The sequence below is a fragment of the Bifidobacterium catulorum genome (assembly GCF_003129925.1).
In the GTDB taxonomy this organism is placed as follows: domain Bacteria; phylum Actinomycetota; class Actinomycetes; order Actinomycetales; family Bifidobacteriaceae; genus Galliscardovia; species Galliscardovia catulorum.
On the sequence record NZ_QFFN01000003.1, the window covers coordinates 12,831 to 30,755 of the forward strand.

General features: G+C 67.1%; 14 protein-coding genes. 10 read left to right on the plus strand and 4 right to left on the minus strand.

The genetic code is table 11. From position 1 onward, the window contains the following. Window positions 1-50 precede the first annotated feature (50 nt). Window positions 51-836: a carboxymuconolactone decarboxylase family protein gene (locus DF200_RS01970; protein ID WP_109136622.1), complete on the plus strand. Its 786-nt coding sequence runs from the start codon at window positions 51-53 to the stop codon at window positions 834-836. Window position 837: 1 nt separating this feature from the next. On the opposite strand, the gene DF200_RS01975 is transcribed toward DF200_RS01970, so the two are convergent. Then, window positions 838-2,883, minus strand: coding sequence for a bifunctional ADP-dependent NAD(P)H-hydrate dehydratase/NAD(P)H-hydrate epimerase (locus tag DF200_RS01975; RefSeq protein ID WP_439098305.1), 2,046 nt, complete (start codon window positions 2,881-2,883; stop codon window positions 838-840). 178 nt (window positions 2,884-3,061) lie between these two features. Between DF200_RS01975 and DF200_RS01980 the strand changes: the two genes are divergently transcribed. Then, a complete protein-coding gene (locus DF200_RS01980) occupies window positions 3,062-3,712 on the plus strand; it encodes a GNAT family N-acetyltransferase (RefSeq protein ID WP_109136623.1) in 651 nt (216 codons plus the stop codon). Window positions 3,713-3,784: 72 nt separating this feature from the next. Beyond that, entirely contained in the window at window positions 3,785-4,522 is a 738-nt protein-coding gene (locus DF200_RS01985) for an SGNH/GDSL hydrolase family protein (protein WP_109136747.1), read from the plus strand. Window positions 4,523-4,538: 16 nt separating this feature from the next. On the opposite strand, the gene DF200_RS01990 is transcribed toward DF200_RS01985, so the two are convergent. Beyond that, window positions 4,539-5,396 (minus strand): exodeoxyribonuclease III, encoded by an 858-nt coding sequence (locus DF200_RS01990; RefSeq protein WP_109136624.1) that lies wholly within the window; start codon window positions 5,394-5,396, stop codon window positions 4,539-4,541. Between the two features lie 29 nt (window positions 5,397-5,425). Next, entirely contained in the window at window positions 5,426-6,457 is a 1,032-nt protein-coding gene (locus DF200_RS01995; RefSeq protein WP_109136625.1) for a tyrosine recombinase XerC, read from the minus strand. A 178-nt stretch (window positions 6,458-6,635) separates the two neighbouring features. Between DF200_RS01995 and DF200_RS02000 the strand changes: the two genes are divergently transcribed. Further along, entirely contained in the window at window positions 6,636-7,682 is a 1,047-nt protein-coding gene (locus DF200_RS02000; protein WP_109136748.1) for a glycosyltransferase family 2 protein, read from the plus strand. 26 nt (window positions 7,683-7,708) lie between these two features. On the opposite strand, the gene DF200_RS02005 is transcribed toward DF200_RS02000, so the two are convergent. Next, window positions 7,709-8,968 (minus strand): FIVAR domain-containing protein, encoded by a 1,260-nt coding sequence (locus tag DF200_RS02005; RefSeq protein ID WP_109136626.1) that lies wholly within the window; start codon window positions 8,966-8,968, stop codon window positions 7,709-7,711. Between the two features lie 140 nt (window positions 8,969-9,108). Here DF200_RS02005 and DF200_RS02010 point away from each other — a divergent pair, with 140 nt between their 5' ends. The 6 genes from DF200_RS02010 (at window position 9,109) to acnA (ending at window position 17,888) form a co-directional block, all read left to right on the plus strand. Then, a complete protein-coding gene (locus tag DF200_RS02010) occupies window positions 9,109-9,936 on the plus strand; it encodes a DUF3710 domain-containing protein (RefSeq protein WP_109136627.1) in 828 nt (275 codons plus the stop codon). Between the two features lie 57 nt (window positions 9,937-9,993). Next, on the plus strand, window positions 9,994-10,692 hold the full coding sequence (locus tag DF200_RS02015) for a DUF3159 domain-containing protein (RefSeq protein WP_109136628.1): 699 nt from the start codon (window positions 9,994-9,996) through the stop codon (window positions 10,690-10,692). Next, window positions 10,689-11,948 (plus strand): class I SAM-dependent RNA methyltransferase, encoded by a 1,260-nt coding sequence (locus DF200_RS02020; protein WP_109136629.1) that lies wholly within the window; start codon window positions 10,689-10,691, stop codon window positions 11,946-11,948. The genes DF200_RS02015 and DF200_RS02020 overlap by 4 nt, the downstream gene beginning before the upstream one ends. A 124-nt stretch (window positions 11,949-12,072) precedes the next feature. Next, entirely contained in the window at window positions 12,073-12,639 is a 567-nt protein-coding gene (locus DF200_RS02025) for a substrate-binding domain-containing protein (RefSeq protein WP_158275746.1), read from the plus strand. Next, on the plus strand, window positions 12,636-15,146 hold the full coding sequence (locus DF200_RS02030) for an HAD-IC family P-type ATPase (RefSeq protein ID WP_439098304.1): 2,511 nt from the start codon (window positions 12,636-12,638) through the stop codon (window positions 15,144-15,146). The genes DF200_RS02025 and DF200_RS02030 overlap by 4 nt, the downstream gene beginning before the upstream one ends. Before the next feature lie 39 nt (window positions 15,147-15,185). Further along, window positions 15,186-17,888 carry an aconitate hydratase AcnA gene (gene acnA, locus DF200_RS02035; RefSeq protein ID WP_109136632.1) on the plus strand — a complete coding sequence of 901 codons (2,703 nt, stop codon included), beginning with the start codon at window positions 15,186-15,188 and terminating at the stop codon, window positions 17,886-17,888. Window positions 17,889-17,925: the final 37 nt, after the last annotated feature.

Sequence of the window (17,925 nt, forward strand, 5' to 3'; positions counted from 1 at the left end):
GCATGACATGCATTCGCGGCCCTCATGCTTTCGTGGTAAGAAGTTGAGGCATGGCATTCGAATCATTCAGGAAGAAATACGACCAGCTCATGTCCGACAAGCGGCCGCTCGGCGAGACCGACCCCGAATTCGTGGACATGTTCAGCCGTTTCGCCTACGACGAAGTGGTGAGCGACCCCGACGCCAACCATCCCGACCTTGACGACCGCATCAGGTCCATGGCCATTCTCGCCGCGCTGATCGGCTGTCAGGGCCTTGACGAATACCGGCTCATGCTTCCCGCCGCACTGCGGACGGGAGTCACCCCGGTGGAGGTCAGGGAGATCGTCTACCAGGCGACCGCCTACCTCGGCATCGGCCGTGTCATGGGTTTCCTCAACGCCACCAATGACGTGTTCCTCGAACGGAGAATCCCCCTGCCCCTCGAACCGCAGGGCACCGTCGACGCCGACACCCGCATGGAGGCCGGCGAACGTGAACAGATGGCGATCTTCGGCGAGCACATGCGCGGATTCGCCGAAACCGGTCCCGCGGCGACCCGGCACATCCGCCGCTGGCTCGTCGGCAACTGCTTCGGCGACTACTATACGCGCGGCGGGCTCGACGTGCGCCGACGCGAGATGATCACCCTGTGCTTCTTGGCCGCGCAGGGCGGCTGCGAACCGCAGCTCACGGCCCATGTGAAGGCCAACGTGAACGTAGGCAACGAGCGGACGTTCCTCATCGCGGTCATCTCCCAGATCATGCCCTACATCGGCTATCCGCGCACGCTCAACGCATTGGACTGCGTGGACCGGGCGTGCGCGGGGACGGACGCCGACGGGAAAGGCGAATAGGCTACCGCCGGTCGTCTTCCTCATACCGCGCGAACAGGGCGTCGGCGAGCGCGTCGAGCTCCTCGTCCGTGTAGTCGCGGTCGGCGTCGATGACGATCCCGTCGCCGGGATCGTCATCGTTGACCGGTGCCGCGGGTCCGTCTTCTCCGGTGGAGGTGGAATGTACGGGGGAGACCGGGCCGTCGATGAGAGGGTCGCCGTCATATCCATCGACATCGCATCCGTCGTCGGCCAGGGATATGAGCGTGCCGAACACGGACGGCAGCCGTTCGGCGACCTCCGACGCCGTGATCGGCCGACCCAGCAGACCGTAAGGGGCTTTCCCGCCGGCGATGTGGACGCTCATCATATCGTGGAAGAACGCGACCGGGTCCTGCGCATCATAGACCACCGGTCGTGACAGCCCCTGTTGCGACGAGCCCGACGCCACGATGGCCGCCATGCCATGGATGTAGGCGCCGACCGCCGAATACACGGCCATCAGGTCGGGCAAGCGGTCGAGGGTCTCCGCGTTCTGCGCCAGCATCGAACCCAGCGTGCCGGCCAGCACGTCGCCTGAGCCCGCGGTGGCCAGCCAGGCCGGTCCGGCTCCGGCGACGAATACGCGGGGATTGCCTTCGCCGTCGTCCCCCACCACAATCGTCGCCGCGCCCTTGAGCAGCACGGTCGCGCCGGTGAGGTCCCATGCGCGCAACGCATACTCCAACGGGGAGGCGAGCACCTGCGGCACGGTCACCGGCTCATCGCGCTCGCTGATGAGCCGGGCCAGCTCGCCCGCATGCGGGGTGATGAGCACCTGGGACACGCAGCTCTCCGGCAGCAGGTCAAGCGCTCCGGCGTCCACCACTACCGGCGGCATCGCGTCGCTGCCCTGCGCATCGACGTCATAGTGGGCGAGCAGGGCGGCTATCGTTCGACGCTGCACGTCGGTATGGCCCTCGTTGTCATGGCCTTCGTCGGCCATGGCGTTCGGTACGCCCGACCCCACGACCCACGCCTGCACGTGGCCGGTGCCCATCACCGCCTCGGGCACCTCGCGCAGCACCATGTCGCCCGGGCGGGACGGGCCCACGTAGCGAATCATGCCCACGTTCGATCGCGCCGCGGCCAGCGAGGAGAGCACGGCGGCGCCGGGGTAGGCGTCCGAGCCGGTGACCAGCCCGGTCACGCCGCGCGAATACTTCGAATCGTCGATATGCGGCAGTCGTACCGACTGGGCCGCGGTCCTGGCGTTCACCGACTCGGCGACGGGGACGTGCCCCTCCGTGTCGAAGCCGAAGTCCACAAGCACCAGCTGGCCGCATACATACGCCGACGGCGGAATCAGCGCGCACGGCTTGAGCGCGCCGAACATGACGGTCACGTCCGCGGGGATGTACGCACCGGGCAGGGTGCCGTCGTCCACGCCGATGCCGGACGGCGTGTCCACCGCAAGCACCAGGGGAAAGCCGTCGACGCCCTCGCCGCGGGGTGCCGCGAAGGTGGACGGCAACGCCCCGTCCTCACCGAGTTCGGCGGCGATATGCGCGGGGATGCCGCGCAGCGCGCCGTGCAGGCCGATGCCGGTCATGGCGTCGATGACCAGATGAGCGCCCTCCGCGGCACTTAGGGCCTCCTCGAACAGGTCCACCGCCTCCCGGGCGTCCCGGGGACCGTCCGCGCCGGGAATCTCCGCGTCCGGATCAAGCACGATGAGGTCGGCGCCCTGCGCTCGCAACGCGGAGAGCCCGGCCTCGTGCAGGCTTCTCCCGGTCGCCACCACCGTCACGTCCACGCCCTCGGCGGCGAGCTCCGCCGCCGCGAACAATCCGTCGCCGCCGTTGTCGCCGCCTCCGGCCAGCAGCACGATCTTCGCCTCGTCAGGGGATATGTGCGCGCGGGCCATCATCCCACGGGCCGTCATGGCCGTGGCCGAGGCGGCCATGCGCATCAGCGGCACGCCCTCGTCCAGCAGGGGCCGTTCCATCGCCCGGACGTCATCCGAGGAGAACGCGGCCGAAATGAACTCGTCAAACATCTCGGCATCGTCATCAAACAGCGTCGACATCATCGTTTCCAGCCTTCCCGCCGGCTGTCGGGCGACGAATCTCGTCGCGACCGGCTCTTTGCCACACCATTGTCTCTCACTCCGCGGAGAAAAACCCGAAGGGCCGGCCGTGCGTCGTGTGGACATCCTCCATATCGGATAGGGTGGAGTTCCGACAGAACGGAGGAACGGACCAAGAATGACATCGCAAGCCGTGCTCAGGGCCATGCGCGCCGAAGACATGCCGCAGATCGAGGACCTCGCCAGGAGAACGTGGAAATACGATGAGCGCATGCCGCCGCGCGAGGCCGCGCTGCTCGGACGCATTGACGCCTGCAACTGCCTCTCCCGGCGCACGTTCATGCGCGTGGCCGACATCGACGGCCGGGTCGCCGGCCTCATCGTCGTCGCCGACCGCCGCAACCCCAGGACCGACCTGCGTCTGGTCGCCCGGCAGGCGGTCGCGGGTCTCGGCCTGCTCGGCAGCGAGGAAGGACGGCAGGGGCTGCGCATGTTCGCGAGGTTCATGGCCGCCGACCGCGCCCTCGACCGCGACGCCCTCGACCAGGGACGGCGCTACGACGGCGAGATCGTGCTGTTCATCGTCGACGACCGGTACCGCGGCCACGGACTGGGGAGGATGCTGTTCGACGCCGCCCTCGACCATCTGCGCGGGCGTGGCATCGACGATTTCTTCCTCTACACCGACACCAGCTGCGACTACGGCTTCTACGACCACCGTGGTCTGGAGCGCCGCTGTTCCCGGACGGCGAGCTTCACCCTGGCGGGCGAGGACGTCTCCGAGGAGATGTACATCTATGACGGTTCGGTCAGTCGTCTGACCGTCTGACCGTACGCCCGTATGATGGCGGCCGGATCGTTTTCGGACGGTCCGATGGGTTCGATCAGGGAGGGATGGACCATGAACGTGATGAGAAAGACCATGGCGATGCTTGAGGCCTGGTGGGCCAAGCACCATGTGCGGCTCGCACCCGAACCTGCGGGGGAGCGGCACGGCGTCGTCGGGGAGCGGTATGCCGACGGTCCCCACGCCGGCGAGAGACCGTTCACGCTGGTGGCGGTCGGCGACTCCATGGTCGCCGGATGCGGAGTGGACGACCAGGCGGCCGGCTTGATCCCCGACCTCGCCAGGGGCGTCGCCGACGAGCTGGAACGACCGGTGCGCTGGAGCGCGCACGGGCGGCTGGGCGCCACCATGCGCCGCGTGCGCTACCGTCTGCTGCCCGAGGTGGAGGGGCGTGCCGACCTGCTGGTGCTGTGCGCCGGCTCCAACGACATCATGGCGCAGCGCAGCATGAAGGAGTGGTCCGAGGACCTCGCCGCCACGCTGGACGAGGCCATGGCGATGGCCGATGGCGTCGTCGTCTACAGCTGCGGCCAGTTGTACAACAGTCCCGCGCTCGGTGCCGCGCTCAGGGAATACCTGGAGGGACGGGTCGATGAGCAGACCGCGGTCAGCAGGCGCATCTGCGATCGACGCGGCGTCGTCTACCTTGATATGACCCACGAGGACGTGAAGGCCGACGACGAGAAGTTCTACGCCGCCGATCACTTCCATCCCGGCGAGTTCGGCTACCGCTACATGGCCGAACGCAGCATCGAGCTCCTCCGCGGGCATCTGCGCACGCTGCGCGTCTGACCGCCGACGCGCCCCCTCATACGGCGTAGGTGATGGTGAGGGGCGCGTGGTCGGACCATCGCGCCTCGTAGGACGGCGCCTTGTCGATGACGAACCCGCGGGCCGTCTCGGCGAGCTCCGGCGTGGCGAACTGGTAGTCGAGCCGCCATCCCACGTTGTTGTCGAACGCGCGCCCGCGCTGGCTCCACCACGTGTACGGCCCCTGGATGTCGCCGGCCAGGTCCCTCATCACATCCACGAACTCGTATTCGTCGAGCCAACGGTCCACGTAGGCGCGTTCGGCGGGCAGGAACCCGGCATGCTTCACGTTGCCCTTGGCGTTCCTGATGTCGAGCGGCGTGTGCGCGATGTTGAAGTCGCCGCACAGCACCGCCTGCCTGCCGCCCGACGCCGCCTCGTCCCTCAGCTGCCCCAGACGGACCAGCATATGGTCGAGGAACCGGTATTTCTGCGCCATCTTCGTCTCGTCGTCGGCGTTGCCCGCATGCACGTACACGCAGCAGACGGTGATCACGTATCCCTCCGGCGTGCGGATGTCGGCCTCGATCCACCGTCCGGAGTCCACGTCCTCGTCCAATCCCGGCAGTCCGCGCCTCGTCGCGACCACAGGCAGGGACGACAGCAGCGCCACGCCGGCGCGGCCCTTGACCCGGCACACCTCGTTCACACGATGCAGCCCGGCAGGCCCGTCGGCCGCGCCCGACGCCGCATACCGCACGGCGATGTCGTCGAGGATCGGGTCGAGGGCGTCCTGCGGGGCACGCACCTCCTGCATGCACCACACGTCGGGCGTATGCCCGTCGATCCAGGAGCCGAGGTTCTTGCGTGCCGCCGCCCGGATGCCGTTCATGTTCGAAGTCGTGATGGAGATCATACGCAGCAGTCTATCGACATCCGGGGAAACTATGCCCGGGGAAACGCCTGGTTGTACCGCTGCGTCAGCTGTTCGATGGAGACGTGCGTATACCGTTGCGTGGTCTGCAGCGAGGAATGGCCGAGCATCTCCTGCACCTCGCGCAGGTCGGCACCGCCGTCGAGCATGTGGGTGGCCGCCGAATGCCTCAGCGCGTGCGGTCCGATGTCGGGTACCCCGGCCGCCGCCGCGGCGTGATGCACCACCGTCCGCACCTGCCTCTGGTCGAGCCTGCCTCCGCGGGCGCCGAGGAACACGGCACTTGCGTCGCCCCTGGCCCCGGCCCGGTGCAGGATGGGCGACCGGCCTTCGCTCATCCACGCGTCGAGCGCCCTGGCCGCCGGCGCGCCGAACGGCACCACCCGCTGCTTGCCGCCCTTGCCGAGCACGCGCACCGTGCGCGTTGAGAAGTCCACGTCTTCGACGTCGATGCCCACCAGTTCCGAGACACGGATGCCCGTGGCATACAGCATCTCGACGATGGCGGCGTCGCGCAGTCCCAGCGCCCTGCGCACGGTCGCATCCCCGCGGTGTTTGTGCCGGATCGTTCCGGTCGACGGTGTTTCGGGAGCGTTCCGCGCGTCGGTGTTTTCTGCGCCGCCGCTTCGCGCGTCAGTGTTTTCTGCGCCGCTGCTTCGCGCGTCGGTGTCCGCGCGGTCCATCATCCGCGCGGCCTGCGTCTCGTTCAGCACGGTCGGCAGCGTGCCGGGGATCTTCGGCGTCTTCAGCCCCGCGGCAGGGTCCGACGGAATAGTCCCGCGCCCGTACGCGTATGCGAAGAACGCGCGCACCGCCACGACCTTCCTCGCCATGGATGAGCGTGCAAGACCGGGCGACGCCGCCGCCATCCACGAACGCAGGTCGTCCACCGTCACCGAGGCGAGGGACGCCACGCCGCGCGCGTCCATCGACGACAGGCACTCATGCAGGTCCGAGCCGTATGCGCGGACCGTGTTGCCGCTCAACCCCCGGTTGACGGCCATGTAGCGCAGAAAGCCGTCGACGTCGCGTTCGTATTCCATACGTGATCCCTCCATGACCTTTGCTCATGGCTGTTTGTGCCGTGGCCATCTGCATCCTGGCCTCCATGACCTTTCGTCATGATACCGTCGCGTCCGGCGTACGCCGTCATTTGGCAAAACGACGAATCTATGGTTTAACAGTAGGGTGCAGAACAGCGAAAACCAAGCCGTCGACGCCATGCCCGGCGACGGCGACAACCCCATCGTGCTGACGTTCGTCGTCCCCTCCTACAACGTCGAGGACTATCTTGGACGATGCCTCTCGTCGCTGCTCATCGAGCAGGACCTGAGCGACACGGAGATCATCATCGTCAACGACGGCTCCAAGGACGGCACGCCCGCATTGGCCCGCGAATACGAAAGCCGGTACCCGGGCGTGATCCGCGTCATCGACCAGACCAACAAGGGGCATGGCGGCGCCGTCAACACGGGCGTCGCCAATGCGCGCGGCATGTACGTCAAGGTCGTCGACGCCGACGACTGGCTTGACATGGTCGCGCTGCGCAACGTGCTCGCCGAACTGCGCACGCAGGCGCAGGCCACGGCGCCAGTCGACCTGGTGGTCACGAACTACACGTACGAGAAGCAGGGCAAGCGCATCAAGAAGACCGTGCGCTACGGCAGCGTGATGAGGCCGAACACCATCCTCGGCTGGAACGAGGTGCGGCGCTTCCGCCCCGACCAGAACCTGCTCATGCATTCGCTCATCTACCGCACCAAGGTGCTGCGCGAGAAGGCGGGGCTCAGACTCCCCGAGCACACGTTCTACGTGGACAACATCTACGCGTATGCGCCGCTGCCGCAGGTGCGCACGCTCATGTACCTCGACGAGGACCTCTACCGCTATTTCATCGGCCGCGAGGGACAGTCCGTCGAGGAGGAGACGATGATCCGCCGCATCGACCAGCTCATCCGCGTGGTACGCGCCATGGTCGACGCGACGCCCGGACGCGACGCCGTGCCCGCCGGCCTCTACCGGTACATGATCCACTACCTGACCATCAACATGGCCATCGACTCGGTGTTCATGGTGCTTTCCAAGGACAGGGAGAACTACCGCCGCAAGGACGAGCTGTGGGCGTACCTCGCCGAACGCGCGCCCGAGGCCGACGCCGCCGTGCGCCGCACCGTCATCGGACGGCTGCTCACCGTGCGCGGTCCCCTCGGACGCGGGCTGATACGCCTCGGCTACGCCATCGCGCACAACGTCGTCGGCGTCAACTGAGCGTCCGTGACGGGTGGTGCGCTACGTCAGCCGGCTACCTTTTGGTAAACGAGTCCATAGGAATCCGTCAGCGTATGGGCGTTGGCGTCGTAGGTGTAGGTTTGTGTCTTCCCGTTGGAAGCGGTGAAGGTGTATGTCGGGCCGCTGCCGGAGATGGTGTAGACCGTGCGTGTCCAGCGATCGGGGCTGACGATTGACTTCCCTTCGGTCACGGTGGCCCTGTTGCCGACGACGGAGACGCTGTTTCGTGCTCCGCCGACCGGCGCCACGAAAGAGTACGCGCCGTTCGGGATGCCTCCTGCCTGCTGTGTGCCGCCCTGCGACTGGCTTTGACTTTGCGACTGGCTTTGGCTTTGCGATTGCTGCTGTTGCAGTTCGGCCCGCTGCTCCTGCTGGGCCTGCTGCTGCCGCTGCTGGAGCGCGCGGTCGGCGTTCTGCTTGGCGGTCATGGAGCCGTTGACCTTGTTGATGGCGGCGGTGAGCTCCCTGTTCGCACGTGTGACGTCGTTCAGGCTCGGTGAGTCGCTGTCCGCCACCTTTTTGGCGTTGTCGATGCTGGTCTGCAGGGCGGTGATGGTGCTCCGGTCGGTCACGTTGTTCCTGGCCTTGGCGAGGATGGACTCGGCCTTGGCGATGGAGCCGTTCAGTGATTTTCTGGAGTCGGCCAGGCTTTTGCCGTCGCGGCTGGCGGTCACGGCGTCCACGGCTTTTGCCAGCCTGCCGTTGTCCTTCTCGGCCGTGTCGGCGAGTTCCTTGAGCCTCTCCGCATTCGCCTTGAGGTCGCGGAACGGCTGGTCGGCGCCGCAGTCGAGCTTGGCGGCGTCGGGGGTTGCGGTACCGTCGATGGCGGTCTTCAACGTGGTGAGGGTGGCGGCGTCGTCGAGCTTCGAGGCGTCGGTTCCGGCGGCGTCCCTGGCCGTGTCCATGGTCCTGCCCAGCGTGGCGGCCAGCCCGGTGAGCCGGTCCTGCTCCTGACGGCATGTGTCGGCCATGGCCATGGTCTGATGCCGGGTGAACAGGAACGTGCCCACGGCCAGCAGCGCCACGATCGCCACGGCCGCGGCGAGTACGGGCATGATCCGTCGGTGTCCCGCATCGTCGCCATCCCCGGCGGGCGTGTCGCCGACGGGCGCGTTCCCCGATGGCATCAGCACCGGAGGCACCGGGGACGGCTGCGCCGGGAGCGATGGCATCGGCACGGGCGGCATCTCGGACTGGTTCGGTGATTGGAGCGGCATGGATTCCCCTTGGACGGCGAGCGGAACGTTCAACGTGTTGCGGGCCATATTATACCCCCATATGCAAACCGGTTGTTTGCTTGATCGCGGCTGGTGAGCGATGTCGGAATACGGGCAATCACATAATTGACCCGGCGGACCATTAAGCTGTATACGGTACATTCACGCATGTGACGAAACGAGGGACAATGGGACTGTTCGGATTCGGCAGGAAGCACCACGACGCCGACGAGGCGTCCAAGGGCGTCGAGACCAAGGACGTCGACGAGGCCGAGGGCATCATGGACGATGTCGACGAGACCGGGGAAACCAAGGACGCGAACCCGGGGGAGGGCGAGCGCGGCGTGGACCGCGGCCCATGGGACGTCGACGACGAGAACATCCCCGACTACGACGACTACCTTGACATCGGCTCCCTCTACCTGCCGTTCCTGCAGGGCATCGAACTGCGCCTCAAGGGCGCCCGGAAGACCGGCGCCGTGCTCGGTGCCACCATCACGCTTGGAGGGTCCAGCCTGGAGATGGAGGCGTTCGCCGCGCCGAAGTCGTACGGCCTGTGGGACGACGTGCGCGCCGACCTGCTCACGGCCAACGAGGGCGCCGAGGAGGTCGAAGGCGTGTTCGGCACCGAGCTGCGCCTGCCGGTGAAGGTCAAGGACAAGACGCTCGACACCCGCATCGTCGGCGTAGACGGCCCGCGTTGGATGCTCCGCGGCATCTTCACCGGCCCGTCGGCCGAATTCGACGGCGACAACGACGAGAAGGCCACGCTCGACAAGTACTTCTCCGACATGGTCGTGGACCGTGGCGAGGAGCCGCTGGCCCCGCGCGACCTCATCCCCATGCACGCGCCCATCGGCCCGGCCGAACGCGCCAAGCAGGCCGAGGCCGAGAAATCCGCCGACGATGCGAGGAAGGACGTCCCCGGCAAGCCCGACGGCCCGCTCACCAAGACCGTGCAGACCGAGACCCAGACCACGCTCCGCCGCGGTCCGCTGTTCTCCGAGGTCCGATAGGCGGCCTGGCAGGTGACGATGAACGAACGGCATGACGGTGCCGACGATACAGCCCCCATGCCGGACCATGCGACGGGTCGCACGGGGAACCGCAGCGGACTGGCATCGCTGGCGGACGAGGACTTCTCCGTCATCGGCGCGATCGGAGGGCCGCGCGGCGTCATCGAATCGATGCTGCCGGGCGTGGTGTTCGTGGTCCTGTTCGTGGCCACACGGGACCTGCGACTGACGGTCATGGCGTCCGCCGCCGTCGCCGTCGTACAGGTCGTCGTGCGGCTGCTCCAGCGGCAGTCCGTGCTCGGCGCGCTCACCGGTGTGATGTCGGTGGCCATCTGCCTCGTCTGGGCGTGGCTCAGCCACGATGCCCGCAACTACTATCTGCCCGGCTTCCTCGTCAACGCGTTCTGGATCGTCGTGCTCGCCGTATCGGTGGCGGTGCGCATCCCCGGCATCGGCGTGCTTGTGGAGTTCGTGCGCAATCCCGCGACCGGCCATTTCCGGGACTGGCTGCAAGCGTGGCGTTCCGACGGCCCGCTGCTCAGGGCGTACATGACGGTCAGCGGCCTGTGGATCGCCGTGTTCGCGCTGCGTCTCGGCATACAGGTGCCCATGTACCTGACCAACCACGTCGGCTGGCTCGGCACCGCGAGGCTCGTCATGGGCATCCCCCTGTTCGCCGCCGCCATCTGGGTCTCGTGGCTGGTCATCGCCACCCCGCTGCACCGGCATCGCCTCGCCGAGGAAAGGAATTCATGACTTCCCAAGTCCGTATCGAACGGTACGCCGATCAGGGACGCTGCATCGCCCACATCGACGGCCGTGTGGTGTTCGTCCGCTTCGCCCTGCCCGGCGAACTGGTGAACGTGCGCCTCGACGAGCCGCATGACCGCGACGACCGGTTCTGGACCGGCGAGGTCGTCGAGGTGCTGGAGGCGAGCGACGACCGCGTGGACCCCGTATGGCCGCTGGCCGGCCCGCTCGCATGGGACGGCGGGGTGGGCGGCGCCGACATGGTGCACGTCTCCGTCCCCGGGCAATTACGGTGGAAATCCGCATCCATCGGAGACCAGATGAAGCGTCTCGGCCATGTGGAGGTGGATGTGCCGGTCGTCGGCGTGCCCGACGACGCGGCGCGCCATGGCCTCGGCTGGCGCACCCGCATCGAAATGATCGCCGACGACGATGGGCGTCCGTCCATGCGCCGCCGCGAATCGCACGTGCGTGTGCCGCTGGACTCCATGCCCCTCGCCTCCGACGCGTTGAACGCGGTGGCCGAAGCCGAGCACGTATGGGACGGGGGCTTCGAACCCGGCGCACGGATCCGCATCGCGGTCCCCGAACCACGATCCTCCGCGGCGGCCCCCACGAACCACGCCATCCTCGTCGACGGGGAACTGCGTTCCGGCACCCGGAATCTCACCGAGGCCATGGTCCTCGACGACGGCCATGAATACTCGTACACCGTCGATGCCGGCGGCTTCTGGCAGGTGCACCGCGAAGCGCCGAACGTGCTCGCCGACGAGGTCGTCGATCTGGTCCGCCGACAGCTCGACGGCACCGACGACGCCGTCCTGTGGGACCTGTATTCCGGCTCGGGCCTGTTCACCCTGCCATTGGCCTCCGCCACGGCGAAACGCACGCGCATGCTCAGCATCGAGGGCGCGAAGACCGCCGTGCGCAATGCGCGCCGCAACCTCGGGGCCGCCGGCATCGACAACGTGCATGCGCTCATCGGCGACGTGTCGAAAACCCTGCGGCATGTGCCCGGACGTCTCGCCCATCCCGACGTGGTCGTACTCGATCCGCCGCGCGCCGGCGCCAAACGCCGCGTATGCGAGCAGATCGCCGAATCCGGCGCCAGTTCCGTGGTCTACGTGGCCTGCGACCCGGCCAGCCTCGCCCGCGACGCCGCCACGCTGACCGGCCTCGGCTACGACATCGCATACATCAAAGGGCACGACATCTATCCGAACACCCACCACGTCGAGACCATCGCCCTCTTCGTCCGCTGATCCGGCGTCGACCCCGTCACGCGGAATATGGCCATGCCGTAGCGGTTCCGTCGCGGCGACGATGGTTCTCCGACGCCCTCGTACAATGAGAACGATGAACGGACGATGGACAATACGACGAATCGTGAGAACGCTGGCCTGTCTGCTGGCGGTCGGCGCGCTGCTGCCGCTCTCCGGATGCATGCCGAAGGACAAGGCGGTGGGAGACACCCAGGAGACGCCGGAGGCCATCGCGCACGACGGCGTGGATAGGCACGACATCGGCGTCGGCTTCGTCGGCAGCGCCAGCCCCGGCAACGCCAAACGCAACTCGGCCGTCCTCCGATCGATGCGTGCGAACGACATGCAGCCGTTCTACGCCGCGGCCAACACCGACGCCGGCAGCCAGAGGAAATCCGTCGAGGGATTCGTCCAACGCAACGTGAAGGTCATCGTCATCAGCGTGGACGACCCGTCCGGCTGGCAGGACGCGCTCGACGATGCGCGGCGCGCCGGCATACCCGTCGTGCTGCTGGAAAGCTCCATCACCCCGGACGACCGAACGTTGTACGCCGCACGGTTCCATATCGTCGCCCAGGGTTCGACGCCCAAAGGCGGCGCATACGGCATCGACGACGCGTTGATGACCGTCATCGACGACAAACCGCACGCCAAGGACATGAACGTGATGCTGACGGGGACGCTGGAATGAGCGGGAAGAGGGGGACGATGCCCGCGGTGACGATGACGGGACTTACCGGGCAGGATGTAAGACGTCGCATGGAGCGGGGCGAGGCCAACACCGTGAGGGACGAGTCGTCGCGGTCGGTGTCGCAGATCATCCGAGCGAACGTGTTCACACTGTTCAATGCAATCATCGCCGTGGCCATGGTCATGGTGCTGCTCACCGGCCAATGGCGCGACTCCGTGTTCGGGTTCGTCATCATCATCAACACCGGCATCGGCATCGTCACCGAACTCAAGGCCAAGCGCACGCTCGACCGGCTGTCGATCCTCGTCGCCGCGAAATACCTCGTCCGCCGCGACGGAGACGACGTCGAGATCGCGCACGACGAGATAGTCAGGGACGACCTGCTGTGGATACGGTCGGGCGACCAGATCCCCGCCGACATGGAGCTGACGGCTTCATGGGGGCTCGAACTCGACGAGTCCATGCTGACCGGCGAATCGAGGACCGTACGCAAATCCGTGGGAGACACCGCGTACTCGGGTTCGACCGCCGTCGCCGGCATGGCGCTCGGCCGCGTGACCGCGGTGGGGGAGCACAGCTACGCGGCCCGCCTCGCCGCCGAGGCGAAGGTCTACAAAAAGACGCGTTCCGACCTCAACGCCGGCATCGACACGATACTGAGGTTCATGACGTTCCTCGTCGTGCCGCTGTGCGCCCTGCTGATCTGGACGCAGCTGAACACCGTCGGCGGATGGGACGCCGCGGTATCCACCGGCGCATGGCGTCAGGCCGTGGTCTCCGCCGTCGCCGGCGTGGTCGGCATGATCCCCGAAGGTCTCGTGCTGCTCACATCGCTCAACTTCGCCGTCGCCGCCATGCGGCTCGCACGGCACAACACGCTCGTCCAGGAGCTCGAATCCGTGGAGACGCTCGCCCGCGTCGACGCGCTGAACCTCGACAAGACCGGCACCATCACCGACGGCGGCATCGCCTTCGACCGGGTGGAGATGCTCGACGGCGACGCATCGGACGAAGCGAGACGCCTGGCCGAACAGGCGCTGTTCGACCTGGCGAACGAGGAACGGCCCAACGGCACCGGTAGGGCCATCCTCGACGGACTGGGGGAGCGGGGCGTGACCGCGGGCAAGGTCGCGGCGCGCGTGCCGTTCTCCTCCGCACGGAAATGGAGCGCCGTGGAAATCGGATCCGGCGGGCGCGGCGACCGGGCGACGGCATGGTACATGGGCGCCCCCGAAGTGCTGCTGTCCTGCCTGAGGGAATCCCACGACGACATCCTCGACCGGGCGAACGCCATCGCCGCCGAAGGCAGCCGCGTGGTGCTGCTCGCCCGGGCGCACACCGTCCCGGATTCCATCCAAGGCCCCGGGGCATGGTCCGATTCCGACCCGCGGCCGCTGCCGGACGCGGAGCCCGTCGCCCTGGTCGTCTGCTCCGAGCGAATCCGGCCCGACGCGGAAAGGACCCTCGCATGGTTCCGCGAACAGGGCGTGCGATGCCGGCTCATCTCCGGAGACAACCCGCGCACCGTCGCCGCCATCGCCGGCAAGGTGCGGCTCACCGGCGACGAGCCGCCACGGTACATGGACGCCCGCGAACTGCCCGACATCACCGATCCCGACGCGCTCGCCGAAACCCTGGAACGCGTCGACGTGCTCGGCCGCGTCCTGCCCGAACAGAAGAAGGCCATCGTGCAGGCCCTGCACCGGCGCGGACACACCGTGGCCATGACCGGCGACGGCGTCAACGACACGCTCGCCCTCAAGGAGGCCGACCTCGGCATCGCCATGGGCAACGCCGCTCCCGCCGCCAAGGCCGTGGCCCAGGTCGTGCTCGTCGACTCGAAATTCTCCCACCTGCCCGACGTCGTCGCCCGCGGGCGCCAGGTCATGGCCAACATGGAACGCGTCGCCAGCCTGTTCCTCGTCAAGACCGTCTACTCGGCCATCATCTCCCTCGGCGTCGTGCTCACCGCCATGCCCTACCCGTACCTTCCCCGGCACATCACCTACGTGGGCGCGCTCACCATCGGCATGCCGGCGTTCATCCTCGCGCTCGCGCCCAACACCCGCCGATACATCCCGGGGTTCCTCCGCCGCGTCGTCGCCTTCGCCCTGCCCGGCGGCATCGCCACCGGCCTGTCGGTGCTGCTCTGCGCATGGATCGTGCCGCACGCCATGGGATGGGACCTCTCACGCCCCGACGACCTCGACGCCATGCGCGCCACAAGCGCCATCATCCTGTTCCTCATGGGCGTGTTCGTGCTCGCCCGCGTCGCCCGGCCGCTGCGCTCCTGGCGGGGAGGACTCGTGGCGTTCTTCGCGGCCGCAGGCGTCATCGGCATGTTCATCCCCTTCGTCGCGAACTTCTTCGCCCTCATCATCCCCGCCGGCAGGACGCTCACGGCCACCGCCGTCGCGCTCGCCGTCGCCGCGGCGATCTTCGTGGTCTGCATCATCGTCGTCCCAAAAATCGGGCGCATTATTACACACGAAACAAAAACACGCTAGAACTAATGTGTTAATGATTTCGTAATTCACGGAGGTCGTATGTCCATCCATGACGATCAACTTGCCCGGCTGAACGTTGCCGGCAAGGATTTCGACTACTATTCCATCGCCGACCTGCCCGGCATCGACCATCTGCCGTACTCGCTCAAGGTGCTCGTCGAGAACCTCGTGCGCAACATCGACGGCGCCAACATCACCGACGAGCACGTCAGGGCCCTGCTCGACTGGGACCCGGACGCCGAACCCAGCCACGAGATCCAGTTCACGCCCAGCCGCGTCGTCATGCAGGACTTCACCGGCGTGCCCTGCATCGTCGACCTCGCCACCATGCGCGACGCCGTCAAGCAGCTCGGCGGCGATCCCGAGGTCATCAACCCGCAGGTCCAGTCCGACATGGTCATCGACCACTCCGTGCAGATCGACAAATACGCGCTCGCCGACGCCGTCCAGCAGAACATGGACATCGAATACCAGCGCAACGGCGAACGCTACCAGTTCCTCCGCTGGGGCCAGCAGGCGTTCCGCAACTTCCGCGTCGTGCCCCCGGGGACCGGCATCATCCACCAGGTCAACATCGAATACCTGGCCAAAGTGGTCATGACCCGCGCCGAGGAGAACGGCAACACGCTCGCCTATCTCGACTCCTGCGTCGGCACCGACTCCCACACCACCACCGAAAACGGACTCGGCGTACTCGGCTGGGGCGTCGGCGGCATCGAGGCCGAAGCCGCCATGCTCGGCCAGCCCATCTCCATGCTTGTGCCCCGCGTCGTAGGATTCAAGCTCACCGGCTCCATCCCCGAAGGCGTCACCGCCACCGACGTGGTCCTCACCATCACCGACATGCTCCGCCAGCACGGAGTCGTCGGCAAATTCGTCGAATTCTACGGCGAAGGCATTGCCTCGGTGCCGCTCGCCAACCGCGCCACCATCGGTAACATGAGCCCCGAATTCGGCTCCACCTGCGGCATCTTCCCCATCGACGACGTCACCCTCGACTACCTGCGCCTCACCGGCCGCAGCGAGGAGCAGGTCGCGCTCGTCGAAGCCTACGCCAAGGCCAACAAGCTGTGGGGCGACGCCAAGGACCCGGACTACGTCGAACCTCGGTACTCCGAATACATGGAACTCGACCTTGGCGACGTCGTGCCCTCCATCGCAGGACCCAAGCGCCCGCAGGACCGCATCACGCTCGCCGAATCCAAGAAGACATTCGAAGACACCCTGCCCGCCTACGAGACCGACAAGACCGTCACGGAGCCTGTCCCCGTCTCCACCTCGTTCCGCGGCGACTTCGACCTGGAGAACGGCGATGTGGCCATCGCCTCCATCACCTCCTGCACCAACACCTCCAACCCGAGCGTCATGATCGCCGCGGGCCTCATCGCCCGCAACGCCCACGCCAAGGGACTCAAGCCCAAGCCCTGGGTCAAGACCTCCCTCGCCCCCGGATCGCAGGTCGTCGCCGACTACCTCAAGGCCGCCGGCCTGCAGGACGACCTCGACGCCCTCGGCTACCAGCTCGTCGGTTTCGGCTGCGCCACCTGCATCGGCAACTCCGGCCCGCTGCTGCCCGAGATCAGCGAAGCCATCAGCGCCAACGACCTCACCGTCACCGCCGTGCTCTCCGGCAACCGCAACTTCGAAGGCCGCATCAGCCCCGACGTCAAGATGAACTACCTGGCGTCCCCGCCGCTCGTCATCGCCTACGCGCTCGCCGGCACCATGGACTTCGACTTCGCGACCCAGCCGCTCGGAACGGATGCCGACGGCAACGACGTCTACCTCAAGGACATCTGGCCCACCAACGCCGAGGTCGAAGCCGTGGTCAACGGCACCGTCAACCGCGAGATGTTCCTCAAGGACTACGCCTCCGTCTTCGACGGCGACCGCCGTTGGAAGGGCCTCGACGTGCCCGAAGGCGAGCTCTTCGCATGGGATCCGGAATCCACGTACGTGCGCAGGCAGACGTTCTTCGACGGCATGAACGCCACCCCGGACCCGGTGAAGGACATCCACGGCGCCCGCGTGCTCGCCCTGCTCGGCGACTCCGTCACCACCGACCACATCTCCCCGGCCGGCGCGTTCAAGGCGTCCAGCCCCGCCGGCAGGTACCTCACCGAGCGCGGCGTGCAGCCGAAGAACTTCAACTCCTACGGCTCCCGTCGAGGCAACCACGAGATCATGGTCCGCGGCACCTTCGGCAACATCCGACTGCGCAACCAGCTGCTCGCCTCGGTGGGCGAGGAGGTGACGCCCGGCGGCTTCACCTACGACTTCACCACCGGCAAGCCGTCCACCATCTTCGACGCCTCCCTCAACTACAAGGCCGCCGGCACGCCGCTCGTCGTCCTCGCCGGCAAGGAGTACGGCACCGGATCGTCGCGCGACTGGGCCGCCAAAGGCACCCTCATGCTTGGCGTGAAAGCCGTGATCACCGAGAGCTTCGAGCGCATCCACCGTTCCAACCTCATCGGCATGGGCGTGCTGCCGCTGCAGTTCCCGGCCGGCGAATCCTACGGGTCGCTGGGCCTCGACGGTACCGAGACCTACGACATCGACGGCATCGACGAGCTCAACGCGGGCGCCACCCCGAAGACCGTCCACGTCACGGCCACGCACAAGGACGGCTCGAAGACCGAATTCGACGCCGTCGTGCGCATCGACACGCCCGGCGAGGCCGACTACTACCGTAACGGCGGCATTCTCCAGTACGTGTTGAGGAACCTCATGAGGAAATGAGATGACGGAGTGTCCTCGGCACCTCAGCGGAATCGAC

Coding starts and splice junctions, on each gene's coding strand:
- acnA (WP_109136632.1), top strand. CDS start 15,186: ATGTCCATCCATGACGATCAACTTGCCCGGCTGAACGTTGCCGGCAAG.
- DF200_RS01970 (WP_109136622.1), top strand. CDS start 51: ATGGCATTCGAATCATTCAGGAAGAAATACGACCAGCTCATGTCCGAC.
- DF200_RS02005 (WP_109136626.1), bottom strand. CDS start 8,968: ATGGCCCGCAACACGTTGAACGTTCCGCTCGCCGTCCAAGGGGAATCC.
- DF200_RS02015 (WP_109136628.1), top strand. CDS start 9,994: ATGCCGGACCATGCGACGGGTCGCACGGGGAACCGCAGCGGACTGGCA.
- DF200_RS02000 (WP_109136748.1), top strand. CDS start 6,636: ATGCCCGGCGACGGCGACAACCCCATCGTGCTGACGTTCGTCGTCCCC.
- DF200_RS02020 (WP_109136629.1), top strand. CDS start 10,689: ATGACTTCCCAAGTCCGTATCGAACGGTACGCCGATCAGGGACGCTGC.
- DF200_RS01995 (WP_109136625.1), bottom strand. CDS start 6,457: ATGGAATACGAACGCGACGTCGACGGCTTTCTGCGCTACATGGCCGTC.
- DF200_RS01975 (WP_439098305.1), bottom strand. CDS start 2,883: ATGTCGACGCTGTTTGATGACGATGCCGAGATGTTTGACGAGTTCATT.
- DF200_RS01980 (WP_109136623.1), top strand. CDS start 3,062: ATGACATCGCAAGCCGTGCTCAGGGCCATGCGCGCCGAAGACATGCCG.
- DF200_RS02010 (WP_109136627.1), top strand. CDS start 9,109: ATGGGACTGTTCGGATTCGGCAGGAAGCACCACGACGCCGACGAGGCG.
- DF200_RS01985 (WP_109136747.1), top strand. CDS start 3,785: ATGAACGTGATGAGAAAGACCATGGCGATGCTTGAGGCCTGGTGGGCC.
- DF200_RS01990 (WP_109136624.1), bottom strand. CDS start 5,396: ATGATCTCCATCACGACTTCGAACATGAACGGCATCCGGGCGGCGGCA.
- DF200_RS02030 (WP_439098304.1), top strand. CDS start 12,636: ATGAGCGGGAAGAGGGGGACGATGCCCGCGGTGACGATGACGGGACTT.